The organism is Amycolatopsis sp. WGS_07 (genome assembly GCF_045278895.1).
Lineage (GTDB): Bacteria > Actinomycetota > Actinomycetes > Mycobacteriales > Pseudonocardiaceae > Amycolatopsis.
Map to the genome: position 1 here is coordinate 10058457 of NZ_CP136053.1, position 17272 is coordinate 10075728.

At 68.8% G+C, this 17272-nt stretch carries 15 protein-coding genes; 6 read left to right on the forward strand and 9 right to left on the reverse strand.

All coding sequences use genetic code 11. The features are described 5' to 3' along the window. Positions 1-16 precede the first annotated feature (16 nt). Positions 17-1204, reverse strand: a complete 1188-nt coding sequence (locus RPX00_RS47045) for a DUF6236 family protein (RefSeq protein ID WP_406635878.1) — start codon at positions 1202-1204, stop codon at positions 17-19. 50 nt (positions 1205-1254) lie between these two features. Between RPX00_RS47045 and RPX00_RS47050 the strand changes: the two genes are divergently transcribed. Next, complete coding sequence (locus RPX00_RS47050; RefSeq protein WP_406643332.1) at positions 1255-1731, forward strand: DinB family protein; 477 nt, start codon at positions 1255-1257, stop codon at positions 1729-1731. Positions 1732-1736: 5 nt separating this feature from the next. On the opposite strand, the gene RPX00_RS47055 is transcribed toward RPX00_RS47050, so the two are convergent. After that, positions 1737-3056 carry a PQQ-binding-like beta-propeller repeat protein gene (locus RPX00_RS47055; RefSeq protein WP_406635880.1) on the reverse strand — a complete coding sequence of 440 codons (1320 nt, stop codon included), beginning with the start codon at positions 3054-3056 and terminating at the stop codon, positions 1737-1739. A gap of 191 nt (positions 3057-3247) precedes the next feature. Between RPX00_RS47055 and RPX00_RS47060 the strand changes: the two genes are divergently transcribed. Further along, positions 3248-4765, forward strand: coding sequence for a molybdopterin-dependent oxidoreductase (locus RPX00_RS47060; protein ID WP_406635882.1), 1518 nt, complete (start codon positions 3248-3250; stop codon positions 4763-4765). 64 nt (positions 4766-4829) lie between these two features. Next, complete coding sequence (locus RPX00_RS47065; protein ID WP_406635884.1) at positions 4830-5489, forward strand: fasciclin domain-containing protein; 660 nt, start codon at positions 4830-4832, stop codon at positions 5487-5489. A 46-nt stretch (positions 5490-5535) separates the two neighbouring features. On the opposite strand, the gene RPX00_RS47070 is transcribed toward RPX00_RS47065, so the two are convergent. From RPX00_RS47070 to RPX00_RS47095, 6 genes are read right to left on the reverse strand one after another with little or no spacing between them, the layout of a single operon-like run. Continuing rightward, positions 5536-6876, reverse strand: coding sequence for an MFS transporter (locus RPX00_RS47070; protein WP_406635886.1), 1341 nt, complete (start codon positions 6874-6876; stop codon positions 5536-5538). Next, entirely contained in the window at positions 6866-7270 is a 405-nt protein-coding gene (locus RPX00_RS47075) for a RidA family protein (RefSeq protein WP_406635888.1), read from the reverse strand. The genes RPX00_RS47070 and RPX00_RS47075 overlap by 11 nt, the downstream gene beginning before the upstream one ends. After that, the gene (locus RPX00_RS47080) at positions 7267-7959 is read right to left on the reverse strand and encodes a hypothetical protein (RefSeq protein ID WP_406635890.1); all 693 of its coding nucleotides are present in this window, start codon (positions 7957-7959) and stop codon (positions 7267-7269) included. Before RPX00_RS47080 ends, RPX00_RS47075 begins: the two co-directional genes overlap by 4 nt. Beyond that, positions 7956-8945 carry a membrane dipeptidase gene (locus RPX00_RS47085; RefSeq protein WP_406635892.1) on the reverse strand — a complete coding sequence of 330 codons (990 nt, stop codon included), beginning with the start codon at positions 8943-8945 and terminating at the stop codon, positions 7956-7958. The genes RPX00_RS47080 and RPX00_RS47085 overlap by 4 nt, the downstream gene beginning before the upstream one ends. Beyond that, entirely contained in the window at positions 8946-10598 is a 1653-nt protein-coding gene (locus RPX00_RS47090) for a hypothetical protein (protein WP_406635894.1), read from the reverse strand. Further along, the gene (locus RPX00_RS47095) at positions 10595-12049 is read right to left on the reverse strand and encodes an aldehyde dehydrogenase family protein (RefSeq protein WP_406635896.1); all 1455 of its coding nucleotides are present in this window, start codon (positions 12047-12049) and stop codon (positions 10595-10597) included. The genes RPX00_RS47090 and RPX00_RS47095 overlap by 4 nt, the downstream gene beginning before the upstream one ends. A gap of 112 nt (positions 12050-12161) precedes the next feature. Here RPX00_RS47095 and RPX00_RS47100 point away from each other — a divergent pair, with 112 nt between their 5' ends. After that, positions 12162-13040, forward strand: a complete 879-nt coding sequence (locus RPX00_RS47100) for a LysR substrate-binding domain-containing protein (protein WP_406635898.1) — start codon at positions 12162-12164, stop codon at positions 13038-13040. Further along, positions 13040-13951: a sigma-70 family RNA polymerase sigma factor gene (locus RPX00_RS47105; RefSeq protein WP_406643334.1), complete on the forward strand. Its 912-nt coding sequence runs from the start codon at positions 13040-13042 to the stop codon at positions 13949-13951. Before RPX00_RS47100 ends, RPX00_RS47105 begins: the two co-directional genes overlap by 1 nt. A gap of 407 nt (positions 13952-14358) precedes the next feature. Here the strand turns inward: RPX00_RS47105 and RPX00_RS47110 are convergent, their stop codons facing one another. Beyond that, positions 14359-16551, reverse strand: coding sequence for a penicillin acylase family protein (locus tag RPX00_RS47110; protein WP_406635900.1), 2193 nt, complete (start codon positions 16549-16551; stop codon positions 14359-14361). Between the two features lie 144 nt (positions 16552-16695). Between RPX00_RS47110 and RPX00_RS47115 the strand changes: the two genes are divergently transcribed. Further along, entirely contained in the window at positions 16696-17262 is a 567-nt protein-coding gene (locus RPX00_RS47115) for a dihydrofolate reductase family protein (RefSeq protein ID WP_406635902.1), read from the forward strand. The last annotated feature ends 10 nt before the right edge of the window (positions 17263-17272 follow it).

The window sequence follows — 17272 nt, forward strand, 5'->3', positions numbered from 1 at the left end:
CGTGACCCGCCGCGCCTTAGCGAGGTCGTTGCAGCAGCGTGCGTCCGCTCAGTTTCCGGTCCGCCGCCAGCAAATACGCCACCGGCGACTTCGCCACCTGCTCCCGCCGTGCCTTCACCTTCCCCGCCAGATAGGGCGCGAGCGTCACCGCGATCGCCGTCCCCGCCACCGCCAGTTGTCCGCCCGCCGCGGCGATGCCGCCGAGGACCGTGCCCGCCGCGGCGTTCAGATCGATCTTCTGCACCAACGTGCCCGCAGTCGCCTCCACCCCGATTCCGCGCAGCGCCTTGCGCAGGTCCTCCAACTGCGGGCGCGTCTTGGTCTCGTACTGCGCCCGCAGATGCGCCGCCGCAACCTCCAGGTTTTCTGCTTCGGCGACGGCGCGCAGTTCCGGCGCGAGGCTCGCCACGTGCGCCTGGAACGCGGCAAGCTCGGCGCGGTGCTTTTCCCGGAACCCAATGAGCTTTCCGATCGGCACGCGGTCCACATAGGACGGTTCGAGCACCGTCTCCAGCGCCAGCTGCAGATAGGCGCTCTCGACGTTTTCCACCGCCGGCACCGAAACGTAATCGTCGAACACCATCGACACCAGCCGGTCCAGCGCGCCGGTCGCGTGGTGCATGCGCGGGTCGTCGGTGACCGGCGAGAGCGCTTCGCGGTGGCCCATCGCGTCGGCCAGCACCGCGAGGTAGATCGAGGCCAGCTTGGGGTCGAGGCCGACCCACGGGCCGTCCATCGGCACCGCGAGGCCGATGTTGACGAGCGAATCCCGCAGGTCGCTGGTCATTTTCGCGCCCGGAGCGTCGACTGGGACCGCGGTCAGCAGCGCACCGGGCGGCGTCCATTTCGCCACGTGCTGGGTGATCGGCGGCTCGTACCCGCGCCATCCCGCCTGCCTCAGCTCACCGTTTCGCAACCGGCGCGCCCTCGGCTCGTTCAGTCCGTACTTGGCCAGCAGAGACTCGGGATCGGCGTCGAAAATCTCGCCGAACGACTCCGCGACCGACTCCAGCACCGCGGGGCTCGGCGCGGTCTCGACGAGGAAATCGGTCTCGGCGCGCAACTGCCGGACGAGGTCGCTGTCCCGGTCCGCCGCCGCGGGCGGGCGCATCCGGGCGAGATTGTCCCAGGTCAGCAGGGCCAGCTTGAGCCAGTCGTCGTGCTGGACGTGCGTCCACGGGTAGTACAGGGCAAGCGACGGCATCCCGGCTCCTTCACCTCGGCTCGCCGATCCGGCAAGCTGGACCGGTGCCTATGGAATCAGTGATCGGCAGCCCGGCCAAGGACCAGTTCGAATGGTTCATCGACGAGCACCGCGAGGCGTTGCGGCAGTGCCTCGACGGGCTCACCGAAGAACAGGCGCGCAGGTCGCTCGTGCCGTCCCGGACCACGCTGCTCGGGCTGGTCAAACACGCGACGGTCGTGGAGAAGGTCTGGTTCGACGAAGCCGTCACCGGTCGTTCGCGCGCCGAGATCGGGATCCCGGAGACGCCGGACGAGTCGTTCATCCTCACCGACGACGACACCGTCGAGTCCATCCAGCGAGCCCACCGCGAAGCGTGCGAGGACGCCCGCAAGGCAACCGCATCGCTCTCGCTGACCGACGTGCTGCCCGGAAACCGCCGCGGGCCGTTGCCGCTGCGCTTTGTCTACCTGCACGTTCTGCGGGAATTGGCGCAGCATTGCGGGCACGCGGACATCCTCCGGGAGCAGATCCTGGCGAGCGACTGAGACCGCTACTTCTTGACCGGATAAGCCTTCGGAGACCCCTCCTTGTCAACACCAGCCGCCGCGTACTTGCTGACCCAGTCCGGCACGAAACCGACGCTGGTGGACAGGTCCTTGCCGGTCTTGGCGTCGAGGACGATCGGCTGTTTTCCGTTGGTGTAGCCGTACAGCGCGCCGTGCCAGGCGACGGTCAGGCCGCCCGGCGGGACGCGGTTCGCGGCTTGGTCCGGCAGGCTCCACAGCTTGGTCCCGGCCTTCGCGTCGTACGCCGTCAGCACACCGGAGTCGGTGCAGGCGAGCACGGACTGCTCGTCGTACAGGCAGTCGCCGTACGAGTCGGGGCCCAGGTTGCGGGTGCCCTCCGCCGAGAACTTCTCCGCGCCGGTCGCCGGGTCGAGGAATTTCAGGAAAGCGTGGCCGGAGCTGTATTCGTTCGCTTTCAGGACCACCATCGCCGGGTCGCCCTGCAGGATCTCGACCGCGCTCGATTTGGCGGCGGCGACCCACTTCTGCTGGCCCGTGGCGACGTCGAGGGCGGTCGCCTGCACCATCGAGGAGTTCTCGGCCACGTTGGAGTCGACGCCGACCACGACGTCGCCGTTCAGGCTGCCCGCGTCGTAGTCCTTGCGCTCCCACAGCTGTTTCCCGGTCGCCGGGTCCAGTCCGACGGTGAGGTTGCCCTCCGACTGCGCGAAGCTGGCGACCACGGCCTTGTCGGTGACCGCGACGACGTGCGTGACCGAACGGGTGCCGCTGATCCCGTACTGGTCGTCGGCGATCTTGGTGTTCGTCTGCCAGACCTTGGCCCCGGTCTCGGGATTCACCGCGATGACGGCGAGGGCGAGGTAGCCGGGCGTGGTGCCCTGCTCGGGCATCCGCAGCGGGACGGCGCCGACGGCCAGTTTGTCCGTGACGAGCGGCGGACGCGGGCCGCTCTGCTCGACGAACGGGCCCTTGTGCGCGTTCGGGTCCGCGGCCGGGCCCTCGATCTTGGTGTTCCACTTCTCGCCGCCGGTGAGCACGTCGACCGCGCTCAGCGATTCGGGGGCGATGATGTAGCCGGTGCGGTCGCGCAGCGTCATGAACTTGGACGTCACGGAGCCGCCCATGTTGGCCTGCAGCGCCGTTTTGGGCAGGGTCACGCCCTTGCTGGTGTCGAAGGCCAGCGGCGGGTCGGCGGTCACGGCCTCCGGCTGGGCGGACGAGGCGGGCGGCTGCTGCCCGACCGGTCCGTCGTGGTCGGTGGGCAACTGGGGGACGGTGCTGCCGCACGCGGCCGTCGCGGCCAGCACCCCCAGGCAGGCCACTGTGATCAACGTTCGCCGCATCGGCATCCCCGTTCTCCGGAATCCACTGCTCCATTCGGAGTCAGCACGGGAACCTAGCCGAACGAACGGCCGGATGCGCACGAGATCACACAAATGCGGCGAAAAAGGTGTCCAGGACTTCGGCGCGAACGTCACCCGGACGGGTGAAAACTCCGACCCATCCGCCGCCGGAGCGGCCGCGAATGCCCGGCATGACCTCCCGTCTGAGGATCCTTCCGGCGGCGCTCTGCGGCGTGCTCGCGCTGGTCGCGGCGCTGGCTGCCGGGCACCTGGCGGCGTCGTTCGGCAACGTCAACGCCTCGCCGTACCTCGCGGTCGGCAACGGCGCGATCGATCTGACCCCGCTCCCGCTGAAGGACTTCGCGGTGCGGACGTTCGGCGCCTACGACAAAGCGGTCCTGCTCGGCGGCATGGCGGTGGTCTTGGTGCTCGTGTCCGCCGCGGCCGGGGTGCTGTCGCGGCGATCGCCTTGGCCGGGTGCGGCGATCATCGTCGCGTTTGGACTGATCGGCGGGGTCGCGGTGGCCGCCCGACCGGATCTGACCGCGGTCGCGTTGCTGGCTCCCTTGGCCAGCCTCGTCGTCGGGGTGGCGGTTTTCCTGCTGCTGCACCGGATCGCCGCGCGGCAGCAGTCGACGGACTCTTCCCGTCGGTCGTTCTTGCTCGGCAGTGTCGGGACCGTCGTCGGAGCCGGAGTCCTCGGCGGCGCCGGGCAGTTGATCAGCGGCACGCGAGACGCGACTGCTTCCCGGGCGGCGATCGGGACGCTCGTGCCCGCGGTGTCCGCCCCGCCGATCCCGGCCGACGCGGATTTCGCCAAGCTGGGCACCCCGCCGTTCCTCACGCCGAACCGGAGCTTCTACCGGGTCGACACCGCGTTGTCCGTTCCGCAGGTGCGGGCCGAGGACTGGAGCCTGCGGATCCACGGAATGGTCGAGCGGGAGGTCCGGTACCGCTATCGCGATCTGCGCGACCGGCCGCTGGTCGAGCGCACCGTCACGATGACATGTGTGTCCAATGAGGTCGGTGGCGACTATGTGTCCACTTCGAACTTCATCGGCGTCGATCTCGCCGATCTGCTGGCCGAAGCCGGAGTACGCCCGGGAGCTGAGCAGTTGTTCTGCTCCAGTGTGGACGGTTGGACGTCCGGCACCCCGGTCGCGGCCGCGCTGGACCCCTCCCGCGGCGCGATGCTGGCGCTCGGAATGAATCGCGAACCGCTGCCGCTGGAGCACGGTTTTCCCGCGCGGCTGGTCACTCCTGGCCTTTACGGCTACGTCTCGGCGGTCAAATGGGTGGTAGATATCGAGGTCACCACCTGGAAAGCGCGGCAGGCGTATTGGCTCCGGCGCGGCTGGGGCGAGCAAGCGCCGATCAAAACCGAATCGCGGATCGACACGCCTCAAGGGTTCGCGACGGTTCCGTCCGGTGCAATGCGGATCGCTGGTGTCGCCTGGGCACAGCACACCGGGATCGCCGCGGTCGAGATCAAAGTGGACGGTGGATCCTGGCAGCCGACGACGCTATCCACGGAGGTGAATCCGAATACCTGGCGGATGTGGTGGGCCCAGATTTCGGTGAAACCTGGCACGCATCAGGTGTTCGTGCGCGCGACCGACAAATCCGGATATACGCAGACCGAAGCTCGCGCTGGCACCGTGCCCGACGGCGCGACCGGCTGGCACTCGACCACATTTATCGCTTCCTGACCAATCCGGTGCCGTCCTGGCGCCGAATACCCGCTGAACAGTCCACTGTGAACGGAGAATTCCCGTGAAAACCCTTCGCCTCGCCGGTATCGGTGCCGTCGCCGCTCTCGCCCTGACCGCGTGCGGCGGCAGCAGCACGGACAACAAAGCCGCGAACAGCGCCCCGGCGCAGACGCCGTCGGCACCGATGTCCAGCAGCAGCAGCAGCAGTTCCGGCGTCACCACCAACGACCAGGTGTTCGGTCCCGCCTGTTCCCAGCTTCCGCAGGGCAGCGCGCCAGGCTCGCTCGACTCGATGGGCCCGCAGCCGGTCGCGTCCGCCGCCTCGACGAACCCGCTGCTCACGAAGCTGGTCGCGGCGGTCAAGGCCACCAACCTGGTCGACACGCTCAACAGCCAGCAGGCCATCACCGTGTTCGCGCCGGCCGACCCGGCGTTCAACGCGCTCGGCGAGGCCAAGTTCAAGGAGCTGGCGAACAACCCGGACCAGCTCGCGCCGATCCTGCAGTATCACGTGTCCGGCAAGCGTTACGACGCCAAGGGCCTCGAACAGGCCGGTACCGTCACCTCGCTGAACACCGCGGGCGGGCCGCTGAAGATCGAGGGTTCCGGCGAGAACCTGACAGTCAACGGGGCGAAGGTCTTGTGCGGGAACATCCCGACCAAGAACGCGACCGTCTTCGTCATCGACAAGGTGCTCACCCCGGGCACCAACAAGAACTGAGCCGACCGGGCCCGGCGCGCCTGCACGCACCGGGCCCGGTTTCCGTTCAGCCGAGCGAGGAAGCCACGTTCAAATCGGTGTTCCTGGTCTCCGGAGCCATGAACACGCTCACGATCGCACCCAGCGCCGCGATCCCAGCAGCGATGTACATCGTCGCCGACAGGCCGAGATTCGTGAGCGACCACGGCGTGGCGAACGTGCCGATCGCCGCGCCGATCCGGCTGATCCCGGTGCACAGGCCCACCGCCGACGCGCGGATGTCGGTCGGGAACAGTTCGTTCGGGTAGATCCATTCCAGAATGGACGGTCCGCCGTTGAACACCGCGTACACCGCGAAGGCCAGCGCGATCAGCCACAGCGCGGCCCCCGGTTGCAGGCCGAGGTAGAACAGGCCGGCGGCGGAAATCGCGAAGCCCCAGATCAGGACCGGGCGACGGCCGAGCCGGTCCACCAGCAGCAGCGCCGCGATATTGCCGACGAAGAAGAAGAAATTGATCAAGCCGTAGCCGAGGTGCGAAAGGTTGCCGTCGCCGAGGTTGAACAGTTCGAGAATCTGCGGGCCGAAGGCGTAGATCGCGAACAGCGGGACGACCGTGCACGTCCAGAACACCGAAATGAACACGACGCGCTTGAGATAGCCACTCCGCCACAACGCCGAGAACGGGGTTTTGGTCTCCGGTTCCGGCAGATCGTCCAGTGTCGCGTGCTCGCCGATCGTCGTACGCAGCACCTCGAGCGCTTCAGCGTCGCGGCCCTTGCTGTGCAGCCAGCGCGGCGATTCCGGAATGCTGGTGCGGGCAATCACGATCAGCAGCGCGGGCACCGCCGACGACAGCAGCATCCATTTCCAGCCCTCGTCCACGTTCAGCAGGAAGAACCCGACGAACGCGGCGACCGTCGCGCCGACGAACCACATCGCGTTCAGGCCGCCGACCAGCCGGGCCCGCCACGCTTTCGGCGCGAATTCGGTGACCAGCGCGGTGGCGATCGGATAGTCCGCGCCCACCGCGATGCCGATCAGCAGCCGCAGCACGAACAACTGAGCGGTGTCGGCGACGAAGAACTGCAGCACCGAGCAGACGATGATCGCGATCAGGTCGATCGTGTACATCAGTTTCCGGCCGATGCGGTCGGTGAGCGGGCCGAACACCGCTCCCCCGATGAACACGCCGACCAGCGCGGACGCGCCGATCAGGCCGGACCACAGCGCGTCCATCTGCCACTGCGGGCCGATCTGCACCAGCGCGATGCCGATGATGCTGAGGATGTAGCCGTCCAGGAACGGCCCGCCGGACGAATACAGCGCCAGTTTGCGGTGAAACCCGTTGAGCCGGGCCGAATCCAGGGTCGCCCGGACAACATTGTCCGAAGCGCGGTCAGTCTTCATGTCGGTTGGTCTCCTCGCTGCCGACCGCCGCCACGGCGTCGATCTCGATGCGTTTCGTCCCCCGGAATCCGGCGACCTGGACCGTGGTCCGCGGCGGCAGGTCGATGCCGGCGAAACGGTCGAGGTAAGCCTGGTGGTAGGCGTCGAACTCGCCGAGATCGGCGAGGAACACCGTCAGTTTGAGCAGCGTGCGCAGGCTCCCTCCCGCGGCCCGCAAGGTGTCCTCGAGGTTGTCGAGGGCCACCCGCACCTGCTCACCGATCTCCTCCGGGACGCTGCCGTCCCGCCGTGCCGGAATCTGCCCGCACGCCCAGATCACTCCGCCGAAAACAGCGGCACCGGCATACGGCCGCGGTCCGTGCGGGTGCGCAACCAGCTCGCGCGACGCGGTCATCGACCCTCCCGGTGGTCCGGAATCAGGAACCCGCGCGCGATCGAATACACGTGAGTCCACAGTGGAGTATCAACGGCCACACCATTCGCGACCGCTTCGCGATGTCGTTGTTTCCGTTCCGCCGCAGTGGAAATCACTTCGCCAACAGGAACTTCAGACAACGGCCGGATCACCAATCCCGCGACCGGCGGACGCGGCTCAGCGGCAGCGGGAAGCCTTAATAGGTCACCATCCGGGGTGACGACGGTGCGTTCGCCACCGTCCGAAAGGGACAGTACCCGCCCAGCTCGTTCGGCGATATCCAACGCCGCCCAATCCAGCACCGGACTTCCCGCGATCCCCGGCACCACCAACGTGCCCACGACCGCGGCCGTCTCGCACGCGGGCACGAACGCCTGCAGCGGACCGCGGGAAGCCGGGTCATGCGCCACGGCATACCCGTCGCAGTGCTCCAGCCGCAGACCGACGCGTCCGGCCGGAACCCGTGCCGTCTCGGTCAGCAGGGCATCGAGCCCGGCACCCGCATGGACCTCGGCGGACGTCACGACCTCGGCCAGGTATTCCGCCTCGCCGCTGCTGAGCCCCGAAGCCCGCAACGCACGCAGCGCCACCTCGTGGATCTCCCGCACGGACACCCGGGTCCGCACGGTTTCGGCGGCCGACACGCGCTCGGCCCTGGCCGCGGTCATTGCTCCGCTCCCGGGAACACCGTGTCGAACAGCCGGAGCCAGTTGCCGCCCAGCACCTGCGCCACCACGGTTTCCGGAAGTCCGGCTTCCAGCAGACCCTCGGTGAGCACCGGGAAGTCCGCCGGTCCGCCGAACCAGCTCGGCCACACCGGCCACTGCGGCTCGACCGGCACCGCGGACGCGGGCCGCCAGCGGCCGTTGCGCAGCCACGCGACGTAGTCCTGCGACCAGTTGCGCGTGCAGTCGCTGCCCAGCGCGACGTGGTCCGGTCCGATCCGGTCCACCAGCCCCGCGACCATGTCGCAGAACTGCCGCCGGGTCGTCTTCTCGCCGCCGATCACGTTGGGGTACAAGCAACAGCCGAGCACTCCGCCGCGCGCGGCGAGGGCGTCGATGACGTCGTCCGGCTTGTTGCGCGGAGAGTCCACAAACGACAGTGGGTTCGCGTGCGTGATCGCCACCGGACCGGCCGAGGCGTCGATCGCGTCGCGGCAGGTGCGGTTCCCGACATGCGAAAGATCGACCAGCATCCCGACGCGGTTCATCTCCGCGACGATGAACCGGCCGTAGGCGGTCAGCCCGGAATCGTGCTCGTCGTAGCAGGCGCCGCCGACGAGGTTCTGGATGTTGTAGGTCAACTGCGCGATGCGGACACCGAGCCGGTGGAACACCTCGACCATCCGGTAATCGTCGCCGAACGGCGAGGTGTTCTGGAAACCGAGCAGCACCGCCAGCCGACCGTCGCGTTTCGCCGCGCGGATGTCGTCGGCGTTTTCCGCGAGCACAACCAAATCAGAGTTGTCCCGCGCGAGTTCGTACCAGTCCGCCACCGCGCGCAGCGTTTCCTGCGGGCCTTCCCAGACCGCGCACGTCGCGTTGACGCCGGTGACGCCGCCCGCTTTCAGCTCCTCCAGGACTTTCCGGTCCCAGTTGTTGATCTGCAGTCCGTCGACGACAGTGAGGTCGCCGTGCTCCAGGGGGTCCACTCAGGACTCCTTTCCGGGCTTGCGGGTGAACAGCCAGTCGTCGTCCACTCCGGACTCGACGTCACCGGCACGGGGCGCGCCCGAAAACAACGTGACGCGCAACCAGTCGGTCGACTGCGGGCTGTAGTTCTCCATGCCGTAAAGGGCGAGCTGGAATCGCTGCAGGTGCAGCGGCAGGAAATCGTCGGCGAGCAGATTCGCGCGGACCTCGCCGTAGCGAAGCCCGGCGACGGACTGCACCCGCGCGACAATGCCGCGATGCCAAGGGAATTCCAGCAGAAACTCCGCCACCGACTGGCCCGCGTCGGCTCCGGCCAGGTCGTGCCGTAGGGCGTGCACGGCGCGGGCGATGTCGATCGGATGCTCCATCGATTCGCCGGGGTCCTGCCCGCGCCTGCCCCGGCGCGGTTCTTCGTTGTCCTCCGCGGAAAACCAGAACCTCGCCTGTTGGTTCGGGTCGGTGAAGTCGAAGTCCCGGGTCCAGGCGTATCGGTCGGCCAGCAGGTCGCGCAGCTCCCCGCAGGTCTGGGCGACCTCGACTCGACGGCGCTGGTCGCAGGTCAGCAGCTCCTCGACCGCCATGTCGAGCGAGTCGTCCAGTTCGACGAGGACGGTGTGCAGCACCGCCCGTGCCTCGGCGCCGAACTCCGCGACCCGGTCGTCGAGGTCCCGCCACCGGAAGCCTCCTGCCGGGAATTCGGCCAGGATCCGGGCGATTCCGTCCAGCCGGTCAGCCAGTTCGGGGCCGGTCAGGTACGGCGCGGTCGTCAGGGTGTCGCGTTCGCGGAAGTACCGGCGGGCGCGGTCGAGCAGTTCGCTCACCCGCCGCACCGAACCGGCGTCGGCCTCGGCGTCGAGGGCATGGGCCAGCGGCAGTTCCCGCGCCGAGCACCAGGCGTCGAGGATGCTCGGATGGTTCACCACGAACGGGACCATGCCGAGCCCGGTCGCGTTGCCCAGCCCGAGGTATCGCCGCCAGCCGCCGGAAAGCGTTGCCGCCGCTGGGTTTCGGCGGGCGGCGCAGTGTTCGGCCAGGTCGTAGCTGAACTCGCGCAGCAGCCACGCGGCCAGCATCTGCGCCCGGTACGGCACCCGCAGCGGCGGTATTTCGGCGAGCCGGTCGAAGTCGGCGAGGCCGAACTTTCCGTTGCTGTAGAAGGCGGTGCTGCGCAGGATGTAGCACGCGTCGCCCATCGTGGCGCAATCCGGCTGTTCCCCGGCTGCCAGCTGCGCGACCACGTAGTCGAAGAATCGCTCGCTGCGGTTGGCCCTCGTCCACACCAGCGTCGCGGCGTCGGCCCGGCCCGCTTCCTGACGAGGCACCTCACGACGCAACTCGGCCAGCCGGTCGTCCGGAACCGGGCCCTCCACCAGCGCAGCGGTGACGTCCCAGCGCTTCGCGATCACCCGGTCAGTGCGCTCGTTCTCTTGCAGCACAGTGGAAAACACCGCGAAGTGCAGTAGCGTGCCATCGGCGTCGATCCGGTAGACGGCTTCTCCGTGCCCCTTGCCGTCGAACTCCCACCGGACGGTGGAGACAGTCCAGCGCTCCCGGGCCGCCTGGCGGAGGAACGACCGCGCGAAGCTGTGCCGGGTATAGCGGGCCGCGCCCAGTTCCGCTGGCGCGAGCGCGGTGTCGGCGGGCCGGGTCACGATTGTTCCTGAGAAGTCCGCAGGTACGCGGTTTTGGTCCAGGTGAAGAACTCCGCGGCGGATTCGCCGTTCTGCTCACGGGGCGCGGGGAACGACGAGTCCTTGAGCCCGCCGAACGGAGCGTGCACCTCGGACCCGGTGTTCGGCGCGTTGACCTTCACGATGCCCGCGTCCAGATCGCGCAGGCATCGGCGGACCGCACGCTCGTCGTCGGTGAACACCGCCGCGGTGAGCCCGAACCGGGTCCCGTTGGCCAGCCGGATCGCCTCGTCCAGGTCGGCGGCCCGCAGCACGGTGGCGACCGGGCCGAACACCTCCTCCTGACTGATCGTCAGCTCGGGCGTCCCGGCCAGCAGCGTCGGCGCGACGAACGCCCCGCCCTCCGGGCAATCCGCGCGAGCCAGCACCGTCGCGCCTTCGTCGACCGCCTGCTGGATCGCGCCCTCGACCTCTTGCGCGGCGCGGGCGGACACCAGCGGTCCGATCTCGACCCCCGGCGTCGTCCCCGGCCCGACCACGAGCCCCTTGACCCGGGCGGACAGCTCGGCGACCAGCCGGTCATAGGCGTCGCCGACCGCGATGATCCGCCGGGCCGCGGTGCACTTCTGCCCGGTCCCGCTCATCGACGCGGTGACCAGCGCCGCCGCGGCCTGCGCCGGGTCGGCGTCGGGCAGGACGATCGCCGCGCTGTGCCCGCCGAGTTCCAGCTGCACCTTCGCCCCGCGCGGCACCACCGCGGCCTGGATCGCGCGGCCGACCGGAACCGAGCCGGTGAAGGTGACGCCGGACAGTTCCGGCCGCTCCACCAGCTCCGCGCCGAGCGAACCGGGCGCGAGCAGCAGGTTGAGCACGCCGCTTGGCACTCCGGCCTCGATCAGGATCTCGGCGAACGCGACCGCCAGCGCGACCGTGTCGCTGGCCGGCTTCCACACCACCGCGTTGCCCCAGAGCAGCGCGGGCGCCAGCTTCCACGCCGGGATCTGCACCGGGAAGTTCCACGGCGTGATCACGCCGACGACACCCAGCGGACGGCGCACGGTCCGGACGACCTCGTCCGGGTTGCCGGACGGGTAGAGCACGCCGTCGGCACTGCGCGCGCGGCCCGCGTGGTAGTGCAGCGTCTCGACCGAGGCGGCCACCTCGCCGCGCGACTCCGCGAGCGTCTTGCCCTGTTCGCGGGTCATCAGCGCGGCCACCGACTCGGCGCGCTGGGCCAGCAGTTCCGCGGCCCGCCGCAGCACGAGACCGCGCGCGATGGTGCCCTGACGATCCCACTCCGGCTGCGCCGCCACCGCCGCGCGCACCGCTTCGTCGAGCAGTTCCGGACCGGCCGTCCGGTACTCGGCCACGACCTGCGCGGGATCCGCCGGGTCGACACTCCGCGCGACCGGTCCGTCGCCGGGAACCCACCGTCCCGCTACGAAGTGCTGCAACGACAATGCGTGATCCACGGGTGCTCCTCGACGTTCGCGACGGTGCTTGTCGTCCATGACGCTAAGTCGCGCGGAACACAGAGTGAAGTATCTATTGCCTACGCACTGATAAGGAACCATTATCACCGGCGTGGAACTCCGCCAGCTTCGCTACTTCGTCGCGGTCGCCGAGGAACGCAGCTTCCGGCGCGCGGCCGAACGGCTGCACCTCGCCCAGCCCGCGCTCAGCCAGCAGATCGCGAAGCTGGAGAAGGAGCTGTCCGTCCGGCTGCTGCTGCGGACCACCCGCAGCGTCGAACTGACCGAGCCGGGCCGGGTGCTGCTCGCCGAGGGCCGCCGGGTGCTCGCGGACAGCCAGCACGCGCTCACCGCGGTCGCGCACGCCGCGCGGGGCGAACTCGGGCTGCTGCGGGTCGGGTTCGTCAGCTCGGCCGCGCTGGAAATCGTGCCCGCCACGGTGCTGGAGATGCGCCGGCAATGGCCGAATGTCCGGTTCGAACTGAACGAATCGACCACCGACGCGCAGATCGCCGCGCTCGGCGACGGTCAGCTCGACGTCGGCATCGCCCGCGAGGTCGGCGAAGCCGCCGGACTGACCGTGCACCCGCTCGGCCGCGAACGGCTGATCGTGGCCGTGTCCGAGACGCATCCGTTGGCGGACAACGAAACCGTCGAGATGGCGGAGCTGGCGGACGAGCCGTTTCTCGCCTTCCCGCGCACGCGCGTCTCGCGGCTGCACGACCACATCGAGACGCTGTGCCTGCGCGCCGGCTTCCGGATGCGCGTGGTCCAGGAGGCCGTCCAGTTCCCGACCATGCTCGGCCTCGTCGCGGCGGACACCGGCATCGCGATCGTGCCGAACGCCTTGCGCGCGCTGCGGTTGCCCGGGCTGCGCTACCTGTCCCTCGCCGACCCCGGCGCGTTCTCGACCGTCTCGGCGATCTCGCGCACCGATCACCAGAACAATCCGGTGGTCGACCGTTTCCTCAGCGTCGCGCGCGTCGGATGATGACTTCCGTGGACTTCGAACCGCACCGCGGCGAACTGACCGCCTACTGCTACCGGATGGCCGGCTCGTTTCACGAGGCCGAGGACCTGGTGCAGGAAACGCTGCTGCGCGCGTGGAAAGCCCGCGACCGGTACGACCCGGCGCGCGCCTCGGTCCGGACCTGGCTGTACCGGATCGCGACCAACGTCTGCCTGACCGCGTTGGAGGGCCGGGCCCGGCGGCCGTTGCCCACCGGCCTCGGCGGCCCCAGCGACGACCCGGGCGCGCCGCTGCAACCGTCGATGGACGTCCCGTGGTTGCAGCCGTTTCCAGACGCCCGCTGCGAAGCGGACACCCGCGCCGGACTGCGGCTAGCGTGGATCGCCGCCACGCAGATTCTCCCGGCGCGGCAACGAGCGGTCGTCGTGCTCCGGTCGGTGCTCGAGTTCAGCGCGGCCGAGGTCGCCGAGCAACTGGAGACGACCGTCGCCGCGGTCAACAGCGCACTGCAACGAGCCCGCGCCACGCTCGCCGACGCGGGCGGCATGGACGAGATCGCCGAACCGGACGACGCGGAGACCCAGGCGGTGATCGACCGGTACGCGCGAGCCTTCGAGGCCGCCGACGTCGAGGCGCTCGTCCGCCTGCTCGCCGACGACGCGATCCTGGAAATGCCGCCGGTCCCGCTCTGGTTCCGCGGCAGCGCCGACTACGGCCGGTTCATGCACCGGGTGTTCGAGATGCGCGGAACCGGCTGGACCGTCCGGCGCCTCACCGCCAACGGCCAGCCCGCGCTCGCCGCCTACACCTCCGACGGGCGGCTGCACACGCTGCAGGTCTTCACCGTTGTTGACGGGCGGGTTTCGCACAATGTCGTGTTCGCCGATCCGCGCGTGTTCGAGGCGTTCGAGTTGCCGGGCAGGATTTCTTAGCGGAGAGGGAGCACCCGCCCTTGCGCGCCTGATCGCCGATGCCGGGGGCTCAAGGGCTTGAGCTAGGCGGAACCGTCCTGGCGACCGTCCACAAAGGACGCCAATTACGGCGAAATGCCCGATTGATACCCGGGTTACCGTTTCTGCGAGTCCGTGGGGGGACCCTTGAGGGAATCAGATTCCCTCAAGGGTCCCCCCACAGACGACAAACCCCGCTACCGCCGCCCACACTGAACCCGGCAAGAGCCGTGCGGACCCCATCGGCCGAGCAAACGCACCTCAACCGCACCTATAACGCCGCCTTAAGTCCCTGGCATGGGAATCAGATTCCCTCCGGCCCCTCACAGACCAAAATCCCGCTACCGCCGCTCGCGCCGGTCCTGACGGGAGCCGCGCCGAATCCCCCATCACTCGCCGGGCCGGTAACTCCGCTCAACATGTCCTTCGAGATCCTCCGGATAGAAGTAGACCGGCCGCAGATCACCTTTCGCATACCGTTCGGCCTGGTCCGTGAAGTGCGGCGAGTCGGGATGCCCGCTCGCGCCGCCCTCGCGCACCGCCATGGCGCGCAGCCTCGGCCCGAACTCCACCACCGCCACGAAAGTGTTGCCGCTAGTGCCGTAGTAACGCTTCGTCGTGCCACCGGACGGGGTCAGCTGCGGTTTTGCCCCGAACGACGCGAGCGAACCCGACGCCCCGGGAGCGAACGGCACCGGGATGCTCGGCTTCGTGTCGTCAAACCTCTGGTCGATCGCGTCGTCGAGGCGCTGGAACCGGTTGATCTCGCCCCACGGCACTCGCCAGCTGCCGAAATCGCGCGTGAGCTGGTCCATCGCCGTCTCCAGCGAGGCGAGCCGCTGCTCGTCGGTGGCGCGGGGCAGGACAGCCCAGAACATGCCCAGTGACGTCGCGGTCGAGTCCGCGCTCCAGCGGCAGTCCCAGTCGCGAAGCAGGCCGACCGGGTCGGCGAGTTTCGCTTTTCGCGCGCTGTCCCCGGGCAGTTTGTTCCATGCCTCGACCAGTTGCGACACAAGGCCGCTGATCGGTTCCCCGTCGCCCGCGTCCGGGGCGAAGGCGGGGAGATGGGAATCGAAGGCGACGTCGCGCAGCGTCTGCGGAGTGAAGACGGGGTGCGACTTCAGCAACCGGGCGGCGTGCGGTCCGCGTTCGGTCTCGCCGGCTTGGTCGAAATACCGCGGATAGTCGGCGGCTCGGGGGCTGTCCGGGCCGGCGCAGGTCCACGGCCAGTTGTTCGTATTGAACACCCAGCCGTTCTTCGGATTCACCGCCTGAGGCAGGTTTTCGAGGCGGTAGAGCCCTTTCCAGTCGGTCGCCGGGTTGCTGCCGTCGACGGGCTTCGCATAGTCGAAACGATCGTCGCGGATCGGCATGAACTGCGGCATGAGGAAGGCGATCTCGCCCTTTGAATCCGCGAAGATCGTGTTGTTCGAGCTGTTGGCCTTGAATTCCGCCACCCGGAGGTATTCCCGGTAATTCCGCGCCTTGGTGCGCAAATAGCTTTGCTGCAACGCCTCGACCGGCTTGTTCATCAGCGCGAACGCGATCCACTTGCCGTCCGCCTCGCCCACGATCGGGCCGTGGTGCGTGGCGAAAACGGTGAAGGTGCGCCGCGCCGGTCCGCTGTCCGCGGTGCGATAGGACAGGGTGATCGTTTTCTTCGTCACCGGCCGCGATTCGGTGCCGTACTGGTAGAAAAGCCCGCCGTCCGCCGCCCGCACGATCGTTTCGGCGAACTCGTCGACATTGTCAGTGCCGGTCGAGGTGTGCATCCAGCCGGCGTTCTCGTTGAAGCCCTGATAGAGGAAGAACTGCCCCCAGGTGGCCGCGCCGTAGGCGTTGAGTCCTTCGCCGCTCGTCACGTGCTGTTCCGAGCGGAAATAGAAAGTGGTGTGCGGGTTGATCAGCAACAGCGCGTGGCCGTCGCGCGTGCGGTGCGGTGCGATCGCGATGCCGTTCGAACCCGTGGGCTCGCGCGGCGGCTCGGGCTCCTCGGCAGCGTGCGCCGCTTTGTTGTCGTAGAAGGCCTGGAGCCGGGGAAGCGATGCCCGCGTGATGTCGCCGCCGATGCTGCCTTCGGTGAAGCTCAGCGCCATCCACGGCTCGAACCGGGTGAGCACGAGCGGCCGCACCTCGGGATGTGTCGCGAGGTAGTAGTTCAGCCCGTCCGCCCACGCCTGCATCAGCTTGCGCAGCCAAGCCGGGCAACGCGGATAGAGATCGCGCTTCAACACCTCGGGATCGACGAACAGCCGCTGGCGCAGGTCCTGCCAGATCGCGCTCTCCCCGTTGGCCTCGGCAAGCCGGCCGAGATTGGTCAGGTAGTTGGTTTCGATGCGGTTGAAGTCGTCCTCGGCCTGGGCGTACATCATCCCGAACACCGCGTCGGCGTCGGTCCGGCCCTTGACGTGCGGGATCCCCCAGTCGTCGCGGGTGATCGTCACGCACTCCGCCCGCCCGCGCCAGCGAGCAAGGTCGGACTCGGCGGACGCGCGGCCGGGCACCAGGCCCGCCGCGGCAACCGCCGCCGCTCCGCCAAGGAACACCCGACGGCTCAGCAGTTCGCGGTGCGCTTCGTTCATGAGATAGTCCGCCTTCCCCCGGGGCCAGGTCTCGTCGCGATAACGACACTCCCCTAGCCGTGACCATGTCAACCGCTGGAGACCGATGAGTTCGCCCGGTGCCGCCGGTAAGTACTGGCGACACCGACCGAAGGGACCTCCGCCATGAGCGTCATCGTCATCTCGTTCGTCACCCTCGACGGCATCGCGTCCGACCCGGGCAGCGCCCCCAGCGGCGGCTGGGCGTTCCGGCACGGCCCGGAGACCGTCGCGGGCGACAAATTCCGGCTCGGGAGCACGCTGGACGACGGCGTCCTCCTGCTCGGCCGCAAGACCTGGCAGCTGTTCGCCGGTCTGTGGCCGCACCGCGACGACGAGTTCTCCCAGCGGATGAACGCCGTGCCCAAGCTGGTCGCCAGCAGCACCCTCGCCGACACCAGCGCGTGGCCGAACTCCGCAGTCCTCGACGGCGGCCTGATCGACGCGGTGAAACGGGAACAGCGCGACGTCGTCGCCACCGGCAGCCTGAGCGTCGTGCACACGCTGATGGCCGCGGACCTCATCGACGAGTACCGGCTGCTGACCTTCCCCACCATCCTGGGCACCGGCACCCGCCTTTTCCCGGGCAGCACCGGTCCGACGCACCTGGAATGCGTCTCGGCCGAACGCGTCGGAGCGGCCACGCTGACCCGGTACGTACGCGAGAATTCAGTGGAGCGTTCCGGGCAGTAAGCCGTAACGT